This window comes from Sphaerospermopsis sp. FACHB-1194 (genome assembly GCF_014696235.1).
In the GTDB taxonomy this organism is placed as follows: Bacteria; Cyanobacteriota; Cyanobacteriia; order Cyanobacteriales; family Nostocaceae; genus Sphaerospermopsis; species Sphaerospermopsis kisseleviana.
Window position 1 is genome coordinate 1 of the sequence record NZ_JACJPU010000045.1, and the last position, 22,554, is coordinate 22,554.

Sequence of the window (22,554 nt, forward strand, 5' to 3'; positions counted from 1 at the left end):
TAATTTAAAACAAGAAGCGGTCAGATTGATCGTGTTAGCCTGTGGACTAGATAGTGCCGACACTGCTAGGGTGAAACAGGAAGAAAAAGCCAACTTTTGTTAGCATTAGTTAGCTTTTTTGTATCGGCACAATCTCGAACTTTAATAGAAATAATATAAACGTCAAGTCAAAGGATTAAAGGATTAAAGATGCGTGTTTTTGTACTACTATTCAATGCGGGAACTGATAATGAAGGGATTCACTCGATTCGGGTGGGCGATCGCAATACAATCATGATGTTTGAATCAGAAGATGATGCCACCCGCTTTGCTTTAATGTTAGAAGCGCAAGATTTCCCCACACCGACGGTTGAGGGAATGGAAGAGCAGGATATCATAGACTTTTGCAAAAGTGCGGGTTTTGGCTGGGAACTTGTGCCAGAAAATAGTAATACCGTGGTGACACCTCCAGAACAGAACGTAGAAGAAACTGATTGGAAACCAGAAGGTCAAACTCAAAATAACTATGATAACTATAGTTCTCAGTCAGAAGAACAGCAAATGTCTGATTCTGAACTAGACAGCTTCCGTCGCCGACTAGAAGGGTTATTGTAAGTAGTCATTAGTCATTAGTTGTTGGGAAAGTAGGGAATAGGGAATAGGGAATAGGGAATGAGTTAACAATGTTACCCAGTCACCAGTTACCAGTCACCAGTCATCAGTCACCAGTCACCTGTTCCCTTACCTCACCAATAAATTCTCAACTAAAATAGGATTGCTAGATTGCTATATGCGAATTTTGCTAGTTGAAGATGAACCAGGAATAGCCCAATTTATCAGTCAAGGACTCAGAGAGATGAGTTACGCTGTTGATGTGGCTCATGATGGTGAAGAAGGTAAGGAATACATCTTTGCTGCTGAGTATGACATTATCATCTTAGATATTATGCTACCCAAAATTGATGGGTTAAAGCTACTAGGAGAATTTCGCCAGCAAAAAATTAAAACTCCAGTCTTACTTTTAACAGCACGGGATACTGTAGAAGATCGGGTAAAAGGATTAGATCATGGTGCAGATGATTATTTAGTCAAGCCATTTGCATTTTCAGAATTACTGGCACGGTTACGAGCTTTGCAACGTCGCCCACCATTACAATTTAACACCATTTTACAGGTTAGTGATTTAACTATGGATGTAGTCACAAGGGAAGTTCAGCGTGGAGGACGTTTCATTGAACTTAGCCCCTTAGAGTTTAAACTTTTAGAGTATTTATTGCGTAATTCCAATACAGTAGTTACCCGTACACAAATAGGTGAACACGTTTGGGATTTTGATTTTTATAGTGATTCTAATGTTGTAGATGTATATGTTGGTTATTTGAGACGGAAAATAGATCGGGGTTCTGATCAGCCACTACTGCATACAGTTAGAGGAGTAGGATATTGTCTCAAGGGAATAGGTGATAGGTGACTGGGGATTGGTGATTGGGGAAAAATATTTACCTCCTGACTCCTGACTCCTGACTCCTTGAAATCCTGACTCCTGCTGTATGTTTTCTCAACGATTTAATCAAAGTACAATTAGAACTCGTCTAACAACATGGTACATACTGCTTTTGGGCTGTACGCTAGTAGTTTTCGATACCTATTTATATATTCAATTAAAACATAGTTTACTTGGTCAATTAGATACAGCTTTGCAGGTTGCAGCTTCGGAAACTTTTGCTGAAGTGATTCAGGTAAATGGTCATCCTACTTTGAAGATCAAACAACAGTCTGAAACTATTACCCGTAAGTTAACTAATGCTGGTTTTTCCGTGCGTTTGGTTTCTCCCCAAGGTGAAATTTGGGATGGTATCGGTAGTTACAAAACCATACCACCGATGATGCCCGTAAAAATGGGTTATACCAGTGTTACTGAATACGGCAAGATTTGGCGAGTTTATACTCAACCATTATCTTTATCTTCCACTGCTGGTTGGTTACAAGTTGCCCAATCTCTAGATCCTATTTCTGAAGCTTCAGAACATCTGCTGACTTTGATGCTTTTGAGTTTTCCTTTAATTCTCTTAATTGCAGCTTGTGGAGGTTTATTTTTAGCGGATCAAGCGTTACGTCCTATTGGTCGCATTATTCGCACTGCCCAGGCAATAAGTCCTAATGATTTCACCCAGCGCATCGGTTATCAAGGTTCAACAGATGAAGTGGGAAGATTAGCTATCACCTTGGATGGGATGTTAGATCGCTTGCAAGCTGCATTTGAGCATGAACGCAGATTTACAGCCGATGCTTCTCATGAGTTACGCACACCTTTAACAGTGATTAAAGGCAGACTGGGTGTAACTTTAAGTAGAGAGCGTACACCAGAAGAATATCATCATACCTTACAAGAATTACAACGGGAAGTTGATCGTTTGATTCGTCTTGCTAATGGTTTGCTTTTTCTCACTCGTTTGGATCAAAGTGAATCTGAATATCAATGGACTTTGACAAATGTTGATTTAAGCGAGTTACTAGAAGTTCTCATTGAGCAAATTCAGCTTTTAGCAGCAGATAAAAATATTACCATCTGTGCAAGTATAAAACCCTTACTTTACATTACTGGCAATTCTGATCACTTAACCAGTTTGTTTTTAAATTTACTAGATAACGCCATTAAGTACACATCCCCGGAAGGTAAGATTAGTGTAGAAACATATCGTGAAAATGAACAGGTGAAAGTAACTATCACTAATACGGGTAAAGTAATTGCAGCGGAACATTTACCCCATTTGTTTGAGCGTTTTTATCGTGCAGAAAGCGATCGCTCACGGTATACAGGTGGATCAGGATTAGGTTTAGCGATCGCCCATGAAATTGTTCGCTTACACGGTGGTAAAATTTATGTCACCAGTAACCCCCATCAATTCACCACATTCACTGTAGAATTACCATTTTGATACTGCCAACTTAATTCTAAGAAAATTCTTAATTTCTTCTCATGCTTTTCTTAAAATTTGTGGACTAATTTAGAGGGTAGTTCATAAAGTTTTCTAATGCTGAGGAAAGAAAAAATCAATGGATGGCAGTTTAATTCTTTTTAACATTCTCAATCCCCCTGTGTTGTTCTTCTTTTTGGGAATGCTGGCGGTTTTTTTAAAATCAGATTTAGAAATTCCCCAACCCTTACCAAAATTATTTTCACTGTATTTGCTGTTATCCATTGGTTTTAAAGGCGGACATGAACTAGCAGAAAGTGGCATTAACTCGCAAATAGCAATGACGCTGATAGTTGCTATTGTCATGGCTTCTATCGTACCAGTATACACCTTTTTTATTCTCAGAATCAAGCTTGATCATTACAATGCAGCTGCTATCGCTGCTACCTACGGTTCTATTAGTGCAGTCACCTTTATTACCGCTAGTTCTTTTCTAGAAAAACTGCACATTCCCTATGGGGGACACATGGTAGCAGCATTAGCTTTAATGGAATCTCCAGCTATTATTATCGGCTTAATTCTGGTGAGAGCATTTGCACCCAAGACAGAAGGTGAAGAAGGATTTTCTTGGGGAAAAGTGATGCACGAAGCTTTTTTAAATGGCTCAGTGTTTCTGTTAGTTGGTAGTTTGCTAGTTGGACTATTAACAGGAGAAAAAGGTTGGGAAAAATTACAACCATTTACTCAAGGAATTTTCTACGGTGCGCTGACTTTCTTTTTACTTGATATGGGATTAGTAGCAGCCAGAAGAATTAAAGATTTAAGTAAAACCGGTTCTTTCTTAATTGGTTTTTCTGTTTTCATTCCTGTTGTCAATGCTATCTTAGGAATTTTGATTGCAAAAGTCTTGGGAATGGGAGAAGGAAATGGACTTTTATTTGCGGTTTTATGTGCCAGTGCTTCTTATATTGCCGTACCGGCAGCGATGAGATTAACTGTTCCCGAATCTAATCCTAGTCTTTATGTTTCTATGGCTTTAGCTTTAACATTCCCCTTTAATATTATTGTGGGAATTCCTCTTTACTTACAAATTTTAAAACTTGTTGGTGTATAGATCATTAGTCTTTTGACCATAGATTCACAAACATGAAATTACAAACATCAGAAATTGCTGTTTTCTGTCCAATAGGTATTAGTCTAGGTGTTATTTATGGAACTCGTTAACCGAGTAGAAATCATTGTCAGCACCCTGGAACAAAGAGAAGTTATAGATATCCTTAATTCTGTGAAAGTTCCTGGATATACATTAATAGAAAATTCTTCCGGTAAAGGGGATAGGGGGATTTGTTATAACGATTTGGGGCGAGAATTTAGCAATAGTTATATTTCTACTATTTGCACCAATCAAATACAATTTGAATACCTGCTCAGAGATATTTTACCCATCCTCAAAACCATTGGTGGTATTTGTTTAATTACCACGAGTAATTCTCTGATATCAGATAACTTTTCCCCCAATCTAACAAGTCTAAATTTATCAATCCCTATTATGCAAGAAGTCCAAAAAGTAGAGATTGTTATTGATACATCTCACATTGAAGATGCTCTGAACATTTTAGAAATCGTCTCTGTTTCTGGATATACAATTATTAAAGATACCTCTGGTAAAGGTGATCGAGGTTTAGTATCTTCCGATATTGACTATGAATTTAGTAATAGTTACATTATGACAGTTTGTACCAATCAAAAACAATTAGATAATTTAGTGGAAAAAATCACCCCTCTGCTGAAAAAAATCGGAGGTGTGTGTTTAGTAACTGATGCAAAATGGGTTAATCACTAAATAATTAAGGAGTCAGGAATCAGAATTTTTGATCAATAAGTAGATTATTAAATTTCTAGGATGTTGCAGATACCAAAAGAATAAAAACACTAAAACGAAAATCACATGAATTCTACAATGCCAATGAAAAGAATTATCAAAGGACTGAACGAATTTCAAACTAACTATTTCACAATTCATCAGGAAATGTTCCGCCAATTATCTCAAGGACAAACTCCTGAAATTCTCTTTATTACTTGTTCTGATTCTCGCATTGATCCGAATTTATTAACACAAACTAAACCAGGAGAACTGTTTATTATTCGGAATTTGGGTAATATTATTCCCACTCATGGAAGTCCTAATAGCAGTGAAGGTGCGGGAATTGAATATGCTGTTTCTGCTTTAAATATTAAGCATATTATTGTTTGTGGTCATTCTCACTGTGGTAGTATGAAAGCACTCCTACAATTAAATAATTTATCTGATGAAATGCCTTTAGTTTATGATTGGTTAAAACGCAATGCCGAGTCTACCCGTCGTCTTTTGCGAGAAAACTATCAAAACTATGATGGGGAAACATTGCTAAAAATAGCTGTAGAAGAAAATGTTTTAACTCAAATTGAAAATTTAGAAACCTATCCTGTGATTCGTTCTAAATTACATGGTGGTAAAATATCTCTCCATGCTTGGGTTTATGAAATAGAAACAGGACAAATTTTTGCTTACAATGCTAATGATAGTAAGTTTGTGCCTTTAAGTTCTGACGCTTTCCCCGTTCCCGATCCTTTAGCTTGTTTAAAAGCAGGTTAATTGAGAAAATATTTATTTAATATTTATTTTTTGATGAGGTAGAAAAGTTAAAGTTGATAAATACATAAACTTTGGATTTAAAAATCAATTTTTATCAATTAATTCAAAGTTTATCTACCTCATTATTTGATTTTTTAGGAAACATTTAGCCATCTACTATCAAAATGAAAAATTACGTAAATTCAGATTTTTCAGATCACCTAAATATAGGGAGTCAATGGTTTTTACGCACACCAGAAAGAGCATTAGAACAAGCATATAAAATGGCTTTAAAAATTAAAGATATTGAATTAGAACATTTTGCAGGGGATAAAGTATCTAGTCAGTCAGGTGATTACAGTCAAAATGTTTTAGATTGTTTTCAGACAGATGTGGAAAAATATTTAAAGATTATTAAAATCAGAGTTGTAGAATTTAAAGTGAGTCGATTTTTTATCAAAAACTCTAATTACGCTTTTTTGGATAAACTAAAATTAATTGATGAAGTTCTCTCCAGATACAAAAATGAGGATTTAGAATTATCTAATTCTAATGTTGTAGCTTATTCTCAAAAACCAACTCTTACCAAGTTAGAATCTCACCAACAACCACCAAAAAATTCCTCTCAACTAACATCAAAACTCAGTTTAGAAAATATTGAACCAGTCACCAAAAAAACTGGTATTTTTCCCAGATCCATTGGTAGAACATTTCGTAAAATTACCAATGATATGAGTCCAAGTTCTGAACAGGAGGTATTGCGGAATTTTCAAGCATCGAGAAAAATTACCAAACGAGCTATTAACTGTTTGTTGTTATTAATTCTCATTCCCTTGTTAACTCAAGAATTGTCTAAAAAGTTTTTCATACTTCCTGCTGTAGAACATTTTCGCAGTGTTGAAAGTACACCTATTTTTCTGAACTGGGAAATGAAAGAGGAAGCACTAAAACAATTGCAGTCTTTTGAGGAAGAATTAAAATTTGACAATTTATTGAAACATTCTCCTCAAATTTCTGTCGAAGCTATGGAAGAAAAAATTTCACTCAAAGCAGAAGAATTAGCAGAAGAATTTAAACATAAAAGTAATAGTGCAGTGGCAAATGTTTTTGCGGATTTATTAGGTTTATTTGCTTTTGCAGTTGTGGTAGTCATCAATAAAAAAGGGGTGATAGCTATTAAAAATCTGCTGAATGAAATTATTTATGGTTTAAGTGATAGTGCCAAAGCATTTATCATTATTTTATTCACAGATATTTTTGTAGGTTTCCATTCTCCTCACGGTTGGGAAGTGATTTTAGAAAGTATTGCTAGTCATTTGGGTATTGCCGCAGATAGAAATGCTATTTTCCTATTTATTGCTACATTCCCAGTAATTCTAGATACTATATTCAAGTATTGGGTTTTCCGTTATCTGAACCAGATTTCACCTTCAGCAGTAGCAACACTGAAAAATATGAATGAATAGGTAATTAATTGATAATTGATAATTGACAATTGACAATTGTTTCATTTAAGGTTTAAAACCTCCCCTTTAAAGGGGAAAAAAATTTCCCGTGGGTTGCGTTATCTCGTAACCGAAATTACAATATCAATTATTTTGTAACCTAACCGAGTAGTATTGACTGATAACGGATAACGGATAACTGATAACTGAGAAATGACAAATTTACAAGAACGCGGACATCTACTCACAGAACAAGTAAATCCTAATAGTCTGAATTTAGACCAACTAAATTCTTTGGAATTGGTAGAATTATTTAATACTGAAGACCAAAAAGCGGTAGTTGCTGTTGCCGGTGCAAAGGTTCAGTTAGCCGCAGCTATTGAAAAGACGGCTGAACGTTTACATCAAGGTGGACGTTTATTTTACATCGGTGCGGGAACAAGTGGACGGTTAGGGGTGTTAGATGCGGCTGAATGTCCACCTACTTTTTGCACATCTCCAGAGTTGGTACAGGGTATTATTGCTGGTGGTGCGGGGGCGTTGTTACGCAGTTCTGAGGGTTTAGAAGATTTAGCGGAAGATGGTGAAAGTGCGATCGCCCAACACAAAATTAATCAACTGGATGTAGTCGTCGGTATCACTGCTGGGGGAACTACTCCCTATGTTCAAGGTGCATTAAAAGCAGCACGTCAAAGGGGAGCTTTAACAGTTTTTATCGCCTGTGTTCCCGCAGAACAAGTTCCCTTTGATGCAGATATTGATATTCGCTTGTTAACAGGACCAGAAATATTAGCTGGTTCAACTCGGTTGAAAGCTGGAACTGCGACAAAATTAGCTTTAAATATCCTTTCTACCAGCGTGATGGTGAAATTAGGGAAAGTTTACGGTAATAGAATGGTGGATGTTGCGGTAACAAATCAAAAATTACGCGATCGCGCTTTAAGAATTTTACAAGATTTAACCGGTTTAAGTCGAGAAGCCGCAGGTTTCTTATTAGAACGTAGTGGTAAATGGGTGAAGTTGGCTTTATTAATGCACTGGACAAATTTAGATAAAACCGCAGGTGAGGAACTTTTAGCAGTGCATAAAGGTAATTTGCGTGTGGCTGTGGATACTTATCAAAGGAGTCAGGAGTCAGGAGTCAGGAGTCAGGAGTAATACCTCGTTATCTCGTTTATCTCGTTATCTCGTTCCCAGTCTCCGACTGGGAATAGACCTCTCCAAAATAGAATGTATTAATTTGTCATAAGTTGTAGGGGCGAAGCTTATGAGCGATAATTTAACGGAAAAATCAGACATCTAGATATCCCATAAGCTTCGACCTGCCCCCATAAATAGGGGTTGCTGAGAAAGTCTTTCCGTGAGGGCATAGGAGTCAGGAGTCAGGAGTCAGGAGTAATACCTTGTTATCTCGTTTATCTCGTTATCTCGTTCCCAGTCTCCAACTGGGAATAGACCTCTCCAAAATAGAATGTATTAATTTGTCATAAGTTGTAGGGGCGAAGCATTTGAGCGATAATTTAACAGAAAAATCAGACATCTAGATATCCCAAATGCTTCGACCTGCCCCCATAAACAGGAGTAATACCTTGTTATCTCGTTATCTCGTTCCCAGTCTCCGACTGGGAATAGACCTCTCCAAAATAGAATGTATTAATTTGTCATAAGTTGTAGGGGCGAAGCTTATGAGCGATAATTTAACGGAAAAATCAGACATCTAGATATCCCATAAGCTTCGCCCTGCCCCCATAAACAGGAGTAATACCTTGTTATCTCGTTATCTCGTTCCCAGTCTCCGACTGGGAATAGACCTCTCCAAAATAGAATGTATTAATTTGTCATAAGTTGTAGGGGCGAAGCTTATGGGCGATAATTTAACAGAAAAATCAGACATCTAGATATCCCAAATGCTTCGACCTGCCCCCATAAACAGGAGTAATACCTTGTTATCTCGTTATCTCGTTCCCAGTCGGAGACTGGGAATAGACCTCTCCAAAATAGAATGTATTAATTTGTCATAAGTTGTAGGGGCGAAGCTTATGGGCGATAATTTAACGGAAAAATCAGACATCTAGATATCCCATAAGCTTCGACCTGCCCCCATAAATAGGTTCCATAATTTCTTTTCTGGAGATGTCTAATGTCTGTATTCCTTACCTGTTCACTGTTCTCTGTTCCCTCTCCCAAATATAAAATTTATTTTGCACGACTACTTTTTACAAATTCTTTTTTGACAATGTTTCAATCTTCTGGGCAAAATATGTCTCTTGATGTTTCAGTTGTCTGGCTATTTCTAACCCTTTTTCAAACGCTGCTAATGCTTTTCCATCTTCTTTCTTTTCTAAATACATTTCTCCCATTTGATCATAAGTTTGCATCAAACCATACAAATTGGTTGCTAATGTTTCCGTTTCCAACAAAATCCTACTAGCTTGCAAAGCTTCATTAATTTGATTTTGGGAACGATACAACCTAATTAACTTTTGCAAAGCTTCACTCGCCGCCACATACTGTTCTAATTTCCAAGCAATAACATAAGCTTCTTGATAATTATTAAAAGCTTCTTGCAGAAAATTGGGATTTTCTCTGACCAAAGATTGATAATTTTCTGCTATTTTGATTTTTAAAGCCGGAACTTGAGTAAGATTCTTATTTCTATTATAAATTGCCGCTAACTTATTCAAAACATTGATCGCTTGTCGGGGTTGTTTACCCTGTTCATAAATATAAGCTAGTTGTTGCAAATATGCTAATTCATTGTTTCTATCACCTCTATTAATAGCCAAATTGAGCAATTCTTCGTAAGTTTTAGCAGCTTGAGAATAATCAAACCAACTTAAATGTAATTCCCCCAGAGTATTTAAAGTTGCTAATTCAGTATTAACATCTTTTTGTTGTCTCACCAATGTTAAAATCTGCTCGTAAGCACCTACAGCTAATTTGGGAATACGCACATTTTGGTAAGCTTCACCAAGCGATCGCCATAATTGTAAATCTGTACTTTTCTCCTTTAACATCTGTTTTTCAATCTCTTGCAACTGCTGAGTAATATACATTACCTGTTCACGCTCATTTTCCTGCCAAGCGATCGCCCCCACCCTTGATAAAGCTTGCACCTGGGCTAAAGAACCTAAAAAGCGCAGCAGTCGTAATTCTCTATTCCAAATATCAAAAGCAGCGGTTTTATCTCCCCTTTGAAAAGTAGTTATCGCTTCTTGGTTTAACTCATCCAGTGCAGTTTTCAACTGTTGCAGTTCGTCAGTAGTTAACGGTTGTTTTTTCCATGAACTCCTTACCAGAGGATCAGGTGTAGTCATTTCCAAAGGACTCGGAGGAAACCACCTCATTTGTTCTGGTTTTTTATTTTGTGCCAGTGTGACAAAACTGCACAGATGCCAGACAATAATAGTAGTAACTATAAAACTCAAGCGTCTTACCATAAACAACTCACTTTTTTCTTGTCCTGTTGAAAATAGTCTAGAAAATTTACCCGTCATATCTTGTACCAGCATCTTCTTGCTAACATCCCAGTTAACATCCTAGACTGTAACCCTGATTATGGCCTAAGATTATCATTACTCACCTGACCTGATTGAGAATCATAACAGATGTGAGATTACCAGCTTATTTGACGCACACCTATTTATTATGTTTCTCAATCATTCAATTTTAGATTTTAGATTTTAGATTTTAGATTTTAGATTTTAGATTGATTCACAACATAAATCCCTATTTCCTATTTCCTATTTCCTATTTCCTATTTCCTATTTCCTATTTCCTATTTCCTATGAGTAAAATAATTCCTGCCATCCGAGTTAAAAATTTCAGCTTTTATTACGGAATTCAAAAAATCATTGAAGATGTCTCAATGGATATTCCCCAAAATAAAATTACCGCGATTATGGGACCTAGCGGTTGTGGTAAGTCCACATTTTTGAAATCTCTCAATCGCATGATTGAACTAGAAGGAGAAATACAAGTTGAAGGAAACGTTGAATTTTTTAGTCAAAATATTTATGGTCGTCGTGTCAACTTAAATCGCCTACGTCGTCAAATTACTTTAATTTATGGTAAACCAAATCTTTTTCCCATGAGCATTTATGATAATGTAACCTATGGAGTAAAATTAATCGGATGGCATCCCAAAGCAGAATTAGATGAAATTGTCGAGTTAGCACTAAAAGCTGCCGAACTCTGGGAAGAACTCAAAAATAAACTTCATAAATCGGCTTTAGAATTATCCTTTGGACAACAACAAAGGTTGTGTATTGCCCGTGCTTTAGCAGTTAAACCGCAAGTCCTCCTTATGGATGAACTTTGTGCAGGACTTGATCCCATTTCTACGATAAAAATTGAGGAACTTATCGAATGTTTGCGTTCTGAATTAACAATTGTATTTGTCTCTCACAACATCCAACAAGTTTCTCGTTTATCAGATTTCACAGCTTTATTTTACTACAATGAAAATCATATTGGGCAGTTACTAGAATTTGCCCCTACCAAGAAACTTATCACCCATAACTTTGATTATCGCCTGCGAGACCATGTTTTTGGACGTTTCCACTAAACCTGGTTTCCATCATAGCTGGGATAAATAATTCATAATTGATAATTCATAATTGATAATTCATAATTAGGGTTTGCTGAATAAACCTAAAACCTTGATATATCAAAGGTTAGAGGCTGATAAACACAGAAATTAGTGCAAGGGTTTTGAAGGGTATACCGGAAAAAGTGTGCATTTTTTGGGATTTCAAGAGATGGCAAAGAAATTTTCAAATCTTCTCCTGACTCCTGACTCCTGACTCCTGACTCCTATGCCCTCACGGAAAGACTTTCTCAGCAACCCCTAATTAAATTTATACTTTACTCAGGGACTTAAACATTGCCTGTAGGATACACCACAGGGGAATAAGCTGTTACACAGCTAAATTGTATAATCCTAATGTTCTGAACTCTTGTTTAACAGGCAAGATGCCTGTTCCACTTATACAAATTAAATGCACAACAGCTTAAAACCCTTTTTAATTATTAATTAGGGTTTGCTGAATAAATGTGAAAATATTACAAGTAAAGGGTCTTAGCCTGCTGGAAGTTAAAAAAGTGCAAGACTTTACGAGGTGGGAACTCAAAAACCTTGCATTTAATTTCTACACAAAAGACATCACCTGTACCGTAGGCATCACCAAGTGCCTTTTCTAGCAGCATATCACCATTACATCAACAAAGAACGAGCTAGGAAAAAGCTGGCTATAGTTTTCGCATCTACAGGTTGTCCTTCACGAATAGCTGTTTCTAGTTCTTCAGGAGTCAAAAATACAGTTTCGATATCTTCATCTTCTTCTTGCTGTGGCGGAGTTTCCAGCTTTTCCAAATCTCTAGCCAAAAAAGCATAGATAATTTCATCAGAATAGCCAGGAGCTAAGAAAAACTCTCCTAGTTTATCCCACTTATGAGCGCGGTAGCCTGTTTCTTCTTGTATTTCCCTTTTCACTGTTTCCAAAGGTTCTTCATTAGGTTCTACCGTTCCTGCGGGAAATTCTAACAACCTACCTTGAACTGCAAAACGATATTGACGGACAAGAATCAGTTTACCATCTTCGGTAACAGGAAGAGCCAGAGCGCCACCGGGATGACGAATACACTCCCATTCTCCTTCAGATTTATTAGGTAAACGCAAACGATTCACTTCAAAATCAAATTTGCGCCCTTTATGAAACAAACGTTGCTTGAGTAGCTGTGGTAATTCTCTACCTAGTGGCATAGTCCAATTCTATTGTCTGCAAATACTCAGAATATATACGGGGGATGCTTGGGAAATCAGGGTGTTTCTGCTGCCAAGGATGGTAATTTAATAGTCGGTTATTCATACTTAGGGTTTGCTGAATAAACCTAAAACCTTGATATATCAAAGGTTAGAGGCTGATAAACAGAAAAAAGTGCAAGGGTTTTGAAGGGTATACCGGAAAAAGTGTGCATTTTTTGGGATTTCAAGAGATGGCAAAGAAATTTTCAAATCTCCTCCTGACTCCTGACTCCTGACTCCTGACTCCTATGCCCTCACGGAAAGACTTTCTCAGCAACCCCTACTTAACTAAATGTACATCAGAACGGTCTACTTCTTGCAGCAGATTCTCAATTGTACAACCAGATAGGGGTTCTCTCCAATTTGGGGCAATTTCTGCCAATGGGACTAGGACAAAAGCTCGCTCGTGCATCCGGGGATGGGGGATCTGGAGATTTGGCTCGTTTAAGATTAAGTCATCATACAACAATAAATCTAAATCTAAAGTTCTCGGTCCCCAATGTTCTCGACGCACACGACCAAATTTTTGTTCAATTGCTAACAAGCTGGTTAATAAAGCTTGTGGAGACATTTCTACTTGCAATATGGAACAGCCATTTAAATAATCTGGCTGTGGCGGTCCTACGGCTTTGGTTCTATACCAACTGGATTTTGCTTCGAGAATAATACCAGGGGTTTGGGCTAAAGTCTCTAAAGCGGCTGCTAAAGTTCTTTGGGGATCACCCATATTACTGCCGAGAGCGATCGCACTTCTGGCGAATTTTTTAGACATTCTTTTGCTGCTGAATGCTCTTGCTAGGAGGCAGGGGATCAGTTTTGCTGCATCAGCTACCAACTTTCTCCTATTTGGTAATAAGTCTTGATCTCCCTGAAATTATTTAATCATCTGCCAAAGCCAATGGAAATAACGGTTTGGCAAATAAATCAATTTTACCTGAATTAATTGATTATTTATAAGGTATGATGTTCTAACGCTATGAGCGCAACAACCCTAGCCTTTCGGCATCAATAATAAACTGAAGTAGCTCTGAGGAGAAACTGCTCTTGCCACTTGGGAATCATCATAAAAACGAGGAGTCCACAAACGAGGAGTCCACACCTGAAAACCTACGGCCAACTATGCTGGTGCAGGCAAGGCAGTTACTTAACCAGATGACGAGTTTATCATCTGGGATGGTTGCCAGTATTGTTAGGAGCGATAAACCTTTTTATCGTCGGTTCTGGTTTTGGACTGGCTTAGGTGTAGTCGGTTTAGGTGGCGGGATCATTGCCTGTAATTATGGGATTAGTGTAATAGACAGTTCTTTACCGGATAAATCACAACTGAATGCGGTAATACGAGAGCAAACACTTACTATTCAAGCCAGTGATGGAACTGTTCTCCAACAGCAAGGAGAAGCCACTAGGGAACAGCTAAAGCTAGAACAAATCCCAGAGAACTTAAAAAACGCTTTTATCGCTTCAGAAGACAGAAGATTTCAACAGCACAATGGGATAGATGCTCAAGGTATTCTTAGAGCAGTTGTGAATAATTTGCGATCGCAAGATGTGGTGGAAGGTGGTAGTACCATCACCCAACAAGTAGCAAGAATACTCTTTCTCACCCAAGAGCGCACCATCTGGCGCAAACTCAAGGAAGTGCGTCTGGCTCAGAAAATGGAACAAGAACTCAGTAAAGACCAAATTTTAGAGCGTTACCTAAATTTAGTCTATTTGGGTTCTGGTGCTTATGGTGTAGCAGATGCGGCTTGGGTCTATTTTAATAAATCCGTGGATCAACTGACTTTATCAGAAATGGCCACCATTGCCGGACTTGCTCCTGCTCCCAACACTTACGCCCCAAATAAAAATCCTCAAGCAGCTATGGCAAGGCGAAATCAAGTGTTAAAAAGGATGTTGGAAGATGGCGTAATTACACCAGAACAACAGCAAGCCGCTATTCAAGAACCACTCACAGTTAATAGCAATTTACCGAGACGCTTTCAAGTTGAGTTTCCTTACTTTACTTCCTACATTCAGCAGGAATTACCAAAATATGTTAAGCCTGATGTGTTAGCAGCAGGAGGGTTAGTAGTAGAAACCAGTTTAAACCCGACCTGGCAAAAGGCAGCAGAAGCAGCAGTGGCTAAAGTTCTCAGAACTCAAGGTAGTTGGGCAAATTTTAAAGAAGCCGCTTTAGTAGCTATTGATCCCCGCAATGGGGAAATTCAAGCAATGGTAGGAGGTAAGGACTTTAGCGAAAACCAGTTTAATCGTGTAACTCAAGCGCAAAGACAACCAGGATCAACATTTAAAGGTTTTGTCTATGCTGCGGCGATCGCTACAGGTAAGAGTCCCTACGATGGCTATATGGATGCACCATTAGTAGTAGATGGTTATGAACCAAAAAACTACAGTGAAAAATTCTATGGCTCAATGAATCTCAAAGATTCTCTTACCCGTTCTATTAATACAATTGCAGTAAGGGTATTAATAGATGTGGGATATGAGCCAACCATTAAACTAGCACAGGATATGGGGATTAAATCGGAACTCAAGCCTACCTACTCTTTAGCACTTGGTTCTAACGAAGTCAATCTCCTAGAATTAACCAGTGCTTATGGTTCTTTTGCTACCCAAGGTTTACATACAGAAGCGCATGGAATTCGTCGCATCCTCAACCGTCAGGGTGATGTGATTTGGTCTGCTGATGTCCAACCTCAACGGGCTTTAGATGCCGATAGTGCCGCCATTATGACGTGGATGCTACGCAATGTAGTCACAAATGGTACTGGTGCTGCTGCCCAATTAAATGATAGACAGGTAGCAGGGAAAACAGGAACATCAGATGAAGCCCGTGATTTATGGTTTATTGGCTATATTCCCCAAGTAGTGGCAGGAGTTTGGCTAGGTAATGATAATAACCGCCCTACCAATGGTAGCAGCACCAGCGCCGCTTATACCTGGCATGAATTTATGGAAAAAGCCGTTGAAGGAATGCCAGTAGAAAAGTTTCCTGCACGTCCCAAATTAGAAAATCGCAAAGGTACGATCAAAGCTCAACCGATCAAACCGAAAAAAATTGTTAATACTTCCGTTGCATCTGTAGCATCTAATGATCAACAATCAGATCAGGATGATGGTGATTCATCAACCAGACGCAGACGCAGACGCAGAAGCTATTATACTCAAGTAGAACAGCAATCAAACTACACTTCAAGACGTAGACGACGTTATCGACAACAAGAAGAGTCCACTCCCAGAAGACGGAGGCGCTTTGATTCCCAATCAGGGAACAATTCTGGTGCAGAATCATCTCGTTCTAGAAGACGAAACCGCAGACAAGATTCAAATTCTGCTCCTCCTGTAAACAATAATTCCTCTGGATCTTCCCCATCCAAACCTTCTTGGAGAGAACGCCTGAAACCAGGTTCTTCTTCTTCCTCCCCTGGTGAGTAATATTTCCCCCAGTGGCAGATGTAGATGGTCAACTCGTTTTATACTTTGTAAAGAAGTGTTACAAACAATAGGATAATATAGTCATGACATTATTACTGGAAACAGCAGCACCCGCAGCAGCAGGTAATCATTTTCCATTAGCTTTTACTTTAGTGTATGTAGTTGGTTTTATTGCTGCCGTTACTATCGGTTCAATCGCTTGGTACAACTCCAAACGTCCCGCAGGTTGGGAAAGCAAAGAACGTCCTGATTTTGTTCCCAAGGTGGATAAAGAGTCATAGGAGGCAGGGAGCAGGGAGCAGGGAGCAGGGAGCAGGGAGCAGGGAGCAGGGCGAAGTTAATAACCCAATGCCCAATGCCCAATGCTCAATGCCCAGTCACCAGTCACCAGTCCCCAGTCACCAGTCCCCAGTCCCCAGTCCCCAGTCCCCAGTCACCAGTCCCCAGTCCCCAGTCCCCAGTCACCAGTCCCCAGTCACCAGTCCCCAGTCCCCAGTCCCCAGTCCCTAATTCTGCACATCCACCCAGCGGCGGTAAAGCTTTTGAATTTGTTTTAACAGTGGGTTGTAAATTGGTTGAGTAGAATCATGAGATTTACTCAACTCCTCCAATCTAGTCAGTAGTTTAGCTTCTTCAATGGCTACTTCACCATCACTGTAAATCAATCCACTGATAGCTTCAATCAGAGTTTCACATTCTTGTAAACTGGGGCGATCGCCCAAATATTCTCTCACCCATTCATAACATTGATTTGGTTTAACTGGTACTAATTCATACAGCCAAGGCTTAATCTCTGGGTCAGTAGCTAAACCCTTAGCTTGAGCTATTTCCCGCAGATATTGTCTTTCCTCCGGCTGGATTCTACCATCAATCCAAGCTGCTCCAATCAGAATTTTAACTAGATTTTTAACATGAGAATTACTAACCATTGTTGCCTCCTCCAGTAGATTCGGTCTTTCATCAAATGGTACAATCCCTAGCAGTATTCACTCGGAATCCTTGGTTTTTCTTAAACGCACCATGAAAAAACCATCCATATCTTGTTGATGAGGCCATACCTTCAACCACCCAGAGGGAGAAACATCAACAAAATCAAAGCTAGGATGTTCAATTTGCCAATGGGAATTTTTTTCTAAAAAGTTTGTAATTACTTCTTCATTTTCCTCTGGGTGTAATGTACAAGTAGCATAAACTAAAATCCCTCCAGGCTTGACAAAATTTGCAGTATGTGATATTAACTCTTGTTGGATTTGAGCTAATTCATGGACAGATGCGGGAGTTTGTCGCCAACGCGCATCAGCGTGACGGTGCATAGTTCCCAAACCGGAACAAGGAGCATCTAATAATACACGGTCAGCGATGTTATGAAATTGGGTAAAAGTGCGACTATCCCCCGTGCAGATTTCGATAGATTGTAAATTCAGACGTTTGGCATTTTCAGTAAGTTTGCGTAAACGAGAAGCAGTTTTATCACAAGCGTAAATTTTACCCTCATCCCCCATTAACTCTGCAATATGGGTAGTTTTTCCCCCTGGTGCTGCACAAACATCAATGATCACCTCACCGGGTTGGGGATCAAGCAAATGACCTACTAACTGGGCGCTACTATCTTGTACACACCACCAACCATCTTGAAAACCTGGTAAATTTTGAATTGCACCCGTACTACTAATTAATCTTAAACCTTGGGGTAAATGGGGAATTTTTCTGACTAAAATACCAGCATCTTTAAAAGTTAATTCTACTTTTTCTAAGTCACTTTTAAGAATATTAACTCTTAAATCAATAGTCGGGGTTTGATTCATCCATTGACAGAGTTTTTCTGTTTCCTCAAAACTCAATTGTTTTAACCAAACTTCAATGATCCAATTGGGGAAACTATATAAAATTCCTAATCTTTCTACGGGATTTTCTGGTAATTTTAAAGGTTCTGATGAAGTTTCTGCAAGTCGTAAATATTGCCGTAAAAACCCATTCACAAAACCAGTTAAACCAGAAAACCCATTTGTTTTTGCTAGTTCTACCGTGGTGTGGACAGCAGCGGAAGCGGGGATTTTTTCCTGATAACGGAGTTGATATAAACCCAGATGTAAAATTGTCCGCAGGTCTGGTGGTTGTTGGTGAGATTTTTTAGTACCAAGTTGATTAATAATAGCGTCTAAAGTGCGTTGTCTTCTCACACTACCATAGACTAATTCTGTCATTAACCGACGGTCATTGTCCGGTAATTGATACTTTTGTAATACACGGTCGAGGGCGACATCAGTATAAGCTCCTTTGTGTACTTCTTTGAGGGCGGTAAATGCAACTTGACGGGGGTTAGACATGGAAGGTAATGAGAATTTGACTCAGAGTAGTCATTATAGCTGTCAGGATCAGCCCAAGGAGTTGAAAACAGATTTTTTGAAGTTTGATAGAAACGAACCACAGAGACACAGAGAAACCAGTTCATTGGGCGGTTTCCCGACTTGTAGCAACTAGCGCGACACAGAAAAAATAGGGTTTGAGGAGATTTTGTGTAAGTTCTGTTTTTTAAGACAACGAATGAGCGATCGCTTTATTTATGATTACCCTGTTTAAGCTAAATCTCGTCATCTACTGTTAAGATAGAGTGTAGGTGTGAATTTCTGCCATATTATCGCTAAAATGGACATTAACTCAGTAATTAGTGCGATCGTTAGAATTGCTTCTAGTGCTGCTCCCCTAGCTATCCAGTCAGCAGAACGAAGTGAAATTGTGATCAAAATTAAAAAGGAATTAGGTTTTGATCCGTTACAACCGCCAAAAGATGCTGTTAGCGTTTACAATTATGCTTTAGTTGAGTATGGAGTGGGTAAACCTGAGTTGGTTCTAGAACTTTTTAGAGAACAAGAAATTCAACAAGCTTTTTGGAAAAATTTTAATTCTGATCATCCCTTGATTTTTCCCCAAGAAGTAGAACATTTTCTAGAGTGGAATATCTTGGGAGATAAAATACGAGAGCTAAAATCAAACAATATTAACATTCGTCAAGAATTTGAGGAATTTTGTCAAGTTTTTATCAGCGTAGCTAAACGCACTAGGACACCAGCGGAAGTTGTACGTGATCAACAAGTCAATAAATTAATATATTCAGATAATAAAAAATATGAATATCAACCAGAATTTCAATCACTAATCACCGAAAAAACCCAATCCTTCTGCGGTCGCGGATTTGTATTTGCTGCCTTTCAAAACTTCACCAACACCAATAAAAAAGGCTATTTTACAGTTATCGGTGATGCGGGAATGGGCAAAAGTACCATCGCTGCAAAATACGTTTCTGAAAATAACGCAATCTGCTATTTTAACGTCTTGGTAGATGGTCGTAACCGTCCTGAATTATTCCTGGAAAGTATTCGTAAACAACTAATTAACCGCTATCAAATCACAAATGTTGAAAACGCTGATTTATCAACATTACTGGAAAAAGCTACGGAAAAACTAAGCACCAATGAAAAATTAATCATTGTCGTGGATGCACTGGATGAAGTAGACCAAAAACCAGGAGCAGAAAATATTTTATATTTACCCAAAACCCTACCAGATAATGTTTACTTCTTGCTGACACGACGACGCTATGAACCTAGTAAAAAACGACTTTATACAGAAGGTGTAACACAAGAAGAATTAGATTTGACTGACAAAAAGTATGATGCAGAAAACGCAAAGGATATTCAAGAATATATTCGCTTTTGTTTAGAAAATTACCCAGAACATAAAAATGGCTTACAAAATTGGATATCCAACAGAAAAATCACCCCTGATGATTTTGTGCAGAAGTTAGCAGACAAGAGCGAAAATAATTTTATGTATTTGCGCTATGTGTTACCAGCAATAGCAGAGGGTGATTATGATGATGTGAATTTAACTCAATTACCACAAGGTTTACAGAATTATTATCAAACTCATTGGGACAGGATGAAAATGAATGATTCATCTAAAGAAATGAAAGTAATGATTCTGTTTACCTTAGTGGAAATTGCCACACCAATTCCCTGTGAGATGATTTTTAATATTCTCCATCAAGATGAATATGTTGTACAGGATGTTTTAGATGAATGGATTGAATATTTAAGAACATCAAATATAGATGGAGATATTTGTTACAGTATCTATCATGCTAGTTTCTTAGATTTCTTGAAAGCAAAAAGAGAACTACAAGCAACCCGCAAGTTATTTAAAGAAGTAAATCAGCGCATTGCGGATTATTTAGAACAGGATGAGGATGACAATGAAACAAATTGAAAAAAAATCCTCTGCCCAAAAATTACATAAACAAAAAATTCGTCTGGCTAGATATCCTTATAGTTTGGTTAATTCTGGTCAGTATGAAAAATATTTCCAAACCCTCACAAATTATCAATTCATATCCGCCAAAATCAATCATCCTGAATTTGGCATCCAAGCATTAATAGAAGATTATGATTTACTGGATGATACCCAAACCAAAACCCACCCAGACCAAACCAAAACCTTAAAATATATTCAAAGTGCTTTGCGACTGTCTGCACACATAGTCACCCAAGACAAACAACAATTACCCAGTCAATTATGGGGAAGGTTACAAGCTATCCACACCCCAGAAATTCAAACCCTATTAAACCAAGCACAAACAAACCACCCTCACCCTTGGTTGCGTCCCCTCACTCCCAGTCTCACCCAAGCAGGAGGAAGCTTACTCCGCACTCTCTCAGGTCATAGTCGTTCGGTAAACGCAGTTGCAGTCACAGCAGACAATCAACGGGTGATTTCTGGTTCATCTGACAATACTGTCAAGGTGTGGAATTTACAGACCGGGGAAGAACAGTTCACCCTTGAAGGTCATAGTCGTTCGGTAAACGCAGTAGCAGTGACAGCAGACAATCAACGGGTGATTTCTGGTTCTTGGGACAATACTGTCAAGGTGTGGAATTTACAGACCGGGGAAGTACAGTTCACCTTTAAAGGTCATAGTGATAGGGTAAACGCAGTAGCAGTGACAGCAGACAATCAACGGGTGATTTCTGGTTCATCTGACAAAACTGTCAAGGTGTGGAATTTACAGACCGGGGAAGAACAGTTCACCCTTAAAGGTCATAGTAGTTCGGTAAACGCAGTTGCAGTGACAGCAGACAATCAACGGGTGATTTCTGGTTCTGATGACAATACTGTCAAGGTGTGGAATTTACAGACCGGGGAAGTACAGTTCACCTTTAAAGGTCATAGTGATAGGGTAAACGCAGTTGCAGTGACAGCAGACAATCAACGGGTGATTTCTGGTTCTTGGGACAATACTGTCAAGGTGTGGAATTTACAGACCGGGGAAGTACAGTTCACCCTTGAAGGTCATAGTAATTGGGTAAACGCAGTCGCAGTCACAGCAGACAATCAACGGGTGATTTCTGGTTCTTGGGACAATACTGTCAAGGTGTGGAATTTACAGACCGGGGAAGTACAGTTCACCCTTAAAGGTCATAGTGGTTGGGTAACAGCAGTAGCAGTCACAGCAGACAATCAACGGGTGATTTCTGGTTCTGATGACAATACTGTCAAGGTGTGGAATTTACAGACCGGGGAAGTACAGTTCACCTTTAAAGGTCATAGTAGTTCGGTATACGCAGTCGCAGTCACAGCAGACAATCAACGGGTGATTTCTGGTTCTTGGTACAAAACTGTCAAGGTGTGGAATTTACAGACCGGGGAAGAACTGTTCACCCTTGAAGGTCATAGTGATAGGGTAAACGCAGTAGCAGTCACAGCAGACAATCAACGGGTGATTTCTGGTTCTTGGGACAATACTGTCAAGGTGTGGAATTTACAGACCGGGGAAGTACAGTTCACCTTTAAAGGTCATAGTGATAGGGTAAACGCAGTAGCAGTGACAGCAGACAATCAACGGGTGATTTCTGGTTCATCTGACAAAACTGTCAAGGTGTGGAATTTACAGACCGGGGAAGAACAGTTCACCCTTGAAGGTCATAGTAGTTCGGTATACGCAGTCGCAGTCACAGCAGACAATCAACGGGTGATTTCTGGTTCATCTGACGATACTGTCAAGGTGTGGAATTTACAGACCAGGGAAGTACAGTTCACCCTTGAAGGTCATAGTAGTTCGGTATACGCAGTCGCAGTGACAGCAGACAATCAACGGGTGATTTCTGGTTCTTGGGACAATACTGTCAAGGTGTGGAATTTACAGACCGGGGAAGAAATAGCTACTTTCACAGGTGACAGTAACTTTCTTTCCTGTGCGGTTGCACCCCCTACTAAATTCACAGATACGTTAACAATTGTTGCCGGTGACGCTGGGGGAATGGTGCATTTTCTAAAGTTGGAAAATGAGGGAGAATAAAT

General features: G+C 38.8%; 19 protein-coding genes. 14 read left to right on the forward strand and 5 right to left on the reverse strand.

From position 1 onward, the window contains the following. Nucleotides 1-189 precede the first annotated feature (189 nt). From H6F45_RS20865 to murQ, 8 genes are all read left to right on the forward strand, one after another. Nucleotides 190-594, forward strand: coding sequence for a DUF3110 domain-containing protein (locus H6F45_RS20865; RefSeq protein ID WP_190348283.1), 405 nt, complete (start codon nucleotides 190-192; stop codon nucleotides 592-594). Nucleotides 595-769: 175 nt separating this feature from the next. Next, nucleotides 770-1,450 carry a response regulator transcription factor gene (locus tag H6F45_RS20870; protein WP_096565724.1) on the forward strand — a complete coding sequence of 227 codons (681 nt, stop codon included), beginning with the start codon at nucleotides 770-772 and terminating at the stop codon, nucleotides 1,448-1,450. Nucleotides 1,451-1,529: 79 nt separating this feature from the next. Next, a complete protein-coding gene (locus H6F45_RS20875) occupies nucleotides 1,530-2,918 on the forward strand; it encodes an ATP-binding protein (protein ID WP_096565722.1) in 1,389 nt (462 codons plus the stop codon). A gap of 118 nt (nucleotides 2,919-3,036) precedes the next feature. Then, nucleotides 3,037-4,011 carry a sodium-dependent bicarbonate transport family permease gene (locus H6F45_RS20880; RefSeq protein ID WP_096565720.1) on the forward strand — a complete coding sequence of 325 codons (975 nt, stop codon included), beginning with the start codon at nucleotides 3,037-3,039 and terminating at the stop codon, nucleotides 4,009-4,011. Nucleotides 4,012-4,107: 96 nt separating this feature from the next. Further along, nucleotides 4,108-4,740, forward strand: a complete 633-nt coding sequence (locus tag H6F45_RS26255; RefSeq protein WP_199301872.1) for a hypothetical protein — start codon at nucleotides 4,108-4,110, stop codon at nucleotides 4,738-4,740. Between the two features lie 117 nt (nucleotides 4,741-4,857). Next, nucleotides 4,858-5,532, forward strand: a complete 675-nt coding sequence (locus H6F45_RS20890) for a carbonic anhydrase (protein WP_096572566.1) — start codon at nucleotides 4,858-4,860, stop codon at nucleotides 5,530-5,532. A 164-nt stretch (nucleotides 5,533-5,696) separates the two neighbouring features. Beyond that, on the forward strand, nucleotides 5,697-6,977 hold the full coding sequence (locus tag H6F45_RS20895; protein ID WP_190348284.1) for a proton extrusion protein PcxA: 1,281 nt from the start codon (nucleotides 5,697-5,699) through the stop codon (nucleotides 6,975-6,977). Nucleotides 6,978-7,169: 192 nt separating this feature from the next. Next, on the forward strand, nucleotides 7,170-8,114 hold the full coding sequence (murQ, locus tag H6F45_RS20900) for an N-acetylmuramic acid 6-phosphate etherase (protein WP_190348285.1): 945 nt from the start codon (nucleotides 7,170-7,172) through the stop codon (nucleotides 8,112-8,114). A 1,058-nt stretch (nucleotides 8,115-9,172) separates the two neighbouring features. On the opposite strand, the gene H6F45_RS20905 is transcribed toward murQ, so the two are convergent. Then, a complete protein-coding gene (locus H6F45_RS20905; RefSeq protein WP_190348301.1) occupies nucleotides 9,173-10,396 on the reverse strand; it encodes a hypothetical protein in 1,224 nt (407 codons plus the stop codon). Between the two features lie 347 nt (nucleotides 10,397-10,743). Here H6F45_RS20905 and H6F45_RS20910 point away from each other — a divergent pair, with 347 nt between their 5' ends. Beyond that, nucleotides 10,744-11,523, forward strand: coding sequence for a phosphate ABC transporter ATP-binding protein (locus H6F45_RS20910; protein WP_190348286.1), 780 nt, complete (start codon nucleotides 10,744-10,746; stop codon nucleotides 11,521-11,523). A gap of 648 nt (nucleotides 11,524-12,171) precedes the next feature. Here the strand turns inward: H6F45_RS20910 and H6F45_RS20915 are convergent. Both H6F45_RS20915 and folK read right to left on the reverse strand, forming a co-directional pair. Next, nucleotides 12,172-12,720 (reverse strand): NUDIX hydrolase, encoded by a 549-nt coding sequence (locus H6F45_RS20915; protein ID WP_096565713.1) that lies wholly within the window; start codon nucleotides 12,718-12,720, stop codon nucleotides 12,172-12,174. A 322-nt stretch (nucleotides 12,721-13,042) separates the two neighbouring features. Continuing rightward, nucleotides 13,043-13,534 (reverse strand): 2-amino-4-hydroxy-6-hydroxymethyldihydropteridine diphosphokinase, encoded by a 492-nt coding sequence (folK, locus tag H6F45_RS20920; RefSeq protein ID WP_137669590.1) that lies wholly within the window; start codon nucleotides 13,532-13,534, stop codon nucleotides 13,043-13,045. A gap of 347 nt (nucleotides 13,535-13,881) precedes the next feature. Here folK and H6F45_RS20925 point away from each other — a divergent pair, with 347 nt between their 5' ends. The 3 genes from H6F45_RS20925 to H6F45_RS20935 all read left to right on the forward strand — a co-directional run bounded on the left by H6F45_RS20925 (nucleotide 13,882) and on the right by H6F45_RS20935 (nucleotide 16,783). Beyond that, nucleotides 13,882-16,200, forward strand: a complete 2,319-nt coding sequence (locus H6F45_RS20925) for a penicillin-binding protein 1A (RefSeq protein WP_190348302.1) — start codon at nucleotides 13,882-13,884, stop codon at nucleotides 16,198-16,200. 83 nt (nucleotides 16,201-16,283) lie between these two features. After that, a complete protein-coding gene (locus H6F45_RS20930; RefSeq protein WP_096565707.1) occupies nucleotides 16,284-16,481 on the forward strand; it encodes a hypothetical protein in 198 nt (65 codons plus the stop codon). 74 nt (nucleotides 16,482-16,555) lie between these two features. Beyond that, the gene (locus tag H6F45_RS20935) at nucleotides 16,556-16,783 is read left to right on the forward strand and encodes a hypothetical protein (RefSeq protein ID WP_190348287.1); all 228 of its coding nucleotides are present in this window, start codon (nucleotides 16,556-16,558) and stop codon (nucleotides 16,781-16,783) included. Here H6F45_RS20935 and H6F45_RS20940 read toward each other — a convergent pair. Together H6F45_RS20940 and H6F45_RS20945 are read right to left on the reverse strand one after the other, a co-directional pair. Beyond that, the gene (locus tag H6F45_RS20940) at nucleotides 16,707-17,129 is read right to left on the reverse strand and encodes a TerB family tellurite resistance protein (protein WP_096565705.1); all 423 of its coding nucleotides are present in this window, start codon (nucleotides 17,127-17,129) and stop codon (nucleotides 16,707-16,709) included. The genes H6F45_RS20935 and H6F45_RS20940 overlap by 77 nt on opposite strands. 57 nt (nucleotides 17,130-17,186) lie before the next feature. After that, nucleotides 17,187-18,527: a 16S rRNA (cytosine(967)-C(5))-methyltransferase gene (locus H6F45_RS20945; protein ID WP_190348288.1), complete on the reverse strand. Its 1,341-nt coding sequence runs from the start codon at nucleotides 18,525-18,527 to the stop codon at nucleotides 17,187-17,189. 319 nt (nucleotides 18,528-18,846) lie between these two features. Between H6F45_RS20945 and H6F45_RS20950 the strand changes: the two genes are divergently transcribed. Both H6F45_RS20950 and H6F45_RS20955 read left to right on the forward strand, forming a co-directional pair. Further along, nucleotides 18,847-20,466, forward strand: coding sequence for an AAA family ATPase (locus H6F45_RS20950; RefSeq protein ID WP_190348289.1), 1,620 nt, complete (start codon nucleotides 18,847-18,849; stop codon nucleotides 20,464-20,466). After that, nucleotides 20,453-22,552 carry a WD40 repeat domain-containing protein gene (locus H6F45_RS20955; protein ID WP_190348290.1) on the forward strand — a complete coding sequence of 700 codons (2,100 nt, stop codon included), beginning with the start codon at nucleotides 20,453-20,455 and terminating at the stop codon, nucleotides 22,550-22,552. The genes H6F45_RS20950 and H6F45_RS20955 overlap by 14 nt, the downstream gene beginning before the upstream one ends. Nucleotides 22,553-22,554 lie beyond the last annotated feature (2 nt).

What these genes read in the sequence shown, in the direction of transcription:
- H6F45_RS20935 (WP_190348287.1), top strand. Translation starts at nt 16,556, where the DNA reads ATGCCCAATGCTCAATGCCCAGTCACCAGTCACCAGTCCCCAGTCACC.
- murQ (WP_190348285.1), top strand. Translation starts at nt 7,170, where the DNA reads ATGACAAATTTACAAGAACGCGGACATCTACTCACAGAACAAGTAAAT.
- H6F45_RS20915 (WP_096565713.1), bottom strand. Translation starts at nt 12,720, where the DNA reads ATGCCACTAGGTAGAGAATTACCACAGCTACTCAAGCAACGTTTGTTT.
- H6F45_RS20895 (WP_190348284.1), top strand. Translation starts at nt 5,697, where the DNA reads ATGAAAAATTACGTAAATTCAGATTTTTCAGATCACCTAAATATAGGG.
- H6F45_RS20890 (WP_096572566.1), top strand. Translation starts at nt 4,858, where the DNA reads ATGCCAATGAAAAGAATTATCAAAGGACTGAACGAATTTCAAACTAAC.
- H6F45_RS20910 (WP_190348286.1), top strand. Translation starts at nt 10,744, where the DNA reads ATGAGTAAAATAATTCCTGCCATCCGAGTTAAAAATTTCAGCTTTTAT.
- H6F45_RS20930 (WP_096565707.1), top strand. Translation starts at nt 16,284, where the DNA reads ATGACATTATTACTGGAAACAGCAGCACCCGCAGCAGCAGGTAATCAT.
- H6F45_RS26255 (WP_199301872.1), top strand. Translation starts at nt 4,108, where the DNA reads ATGGAACTCGTTAACCGAGTAGAAATCATTGTCAGCACCCTGGAACAA.
- H6F45_RS20875 (WP_096565722.1), top strand. Translation starts at nt 1,530, where the DNA reads ATGTTTTCTCAACGATTTAATCAAAGTACAATTAGAACTCGTCTAACA.
- H6F45_RS20940 (WP_096565705.1), bottom strand. Translation starts at nt 17,129, where the DNA reads ATGGTTAGTAATTCTCATGTTAAAAATCTAGTTAAAATTCTGATTGGA.
- H6F45_RS20905 (WP_190348301.1), bottom strand. Translation starts at nt 10,396, where the DNA reads ATGGTAAGACGCTTGAGTTTTATAGTTACTACTATTATTGTCTGGCAT.
- folK (WP_137669590.1), bottom strand. Translation starts at nt 13,534, where the DNA reads ATGTCTAAAAAATTCGCCAGAAGTGCGATCGCTCTCGGCAGTAATATG.
- H6F45_RS20865 (WP_190348283.1), top strand. Translation starts at nt 190, where the DNA reads ATGCGTGTTTTTGTACTACTATTCAATGCGGGAACTGATAATGAAGGG.
- H6F45_RS20945 (WP_190348288.1), bottom strand. Translation starts at nt 18,527, where the DNA reads ATGTCTAACCCCCGTCAAGTTGCATTTACCGCCCTCAAAGAAGTACAC.
- H6F45_RS20950 (WP_190348289.1), top strand. Translation starts at nt 18,847, where the DNA reads ATGGACATTAACTCAGTAATTAGTGCGATCGTTAGAATTGCTTCTAGT.
- H6F45_RS20925 (WP_190348302.1), top strand. Translation starts at nt 13,882, where the DNA reads ATGCTGGTGCAGGCAAGGCAGTTACTTAACCAGATGACGAGTTTATCA.
- H6F45_RS20870 (WP_096565724.1), top strand. Translation starts at nt 770, where the DNA reads ATGCGAATTTTGCTAGTTGAAGATGAACCAGGAATAGCCCAATTTATC.
- H6F45_RS20955 (WP_190348290.1), top strand. Translation starts at nt 20,453, where the DNA reads ATGAAACAAATTGAAAAAAAATCCTCTGCCCAAAAATTACATAAACAA.
- H6F45_RS20880 (WP_096565720.1), top strand. Translation starts at nt 3,037, where the DNA reads ATGGATGGCAGTTTAATTCTTTTTAACATTCTCAATCCCCCTGTGTTG.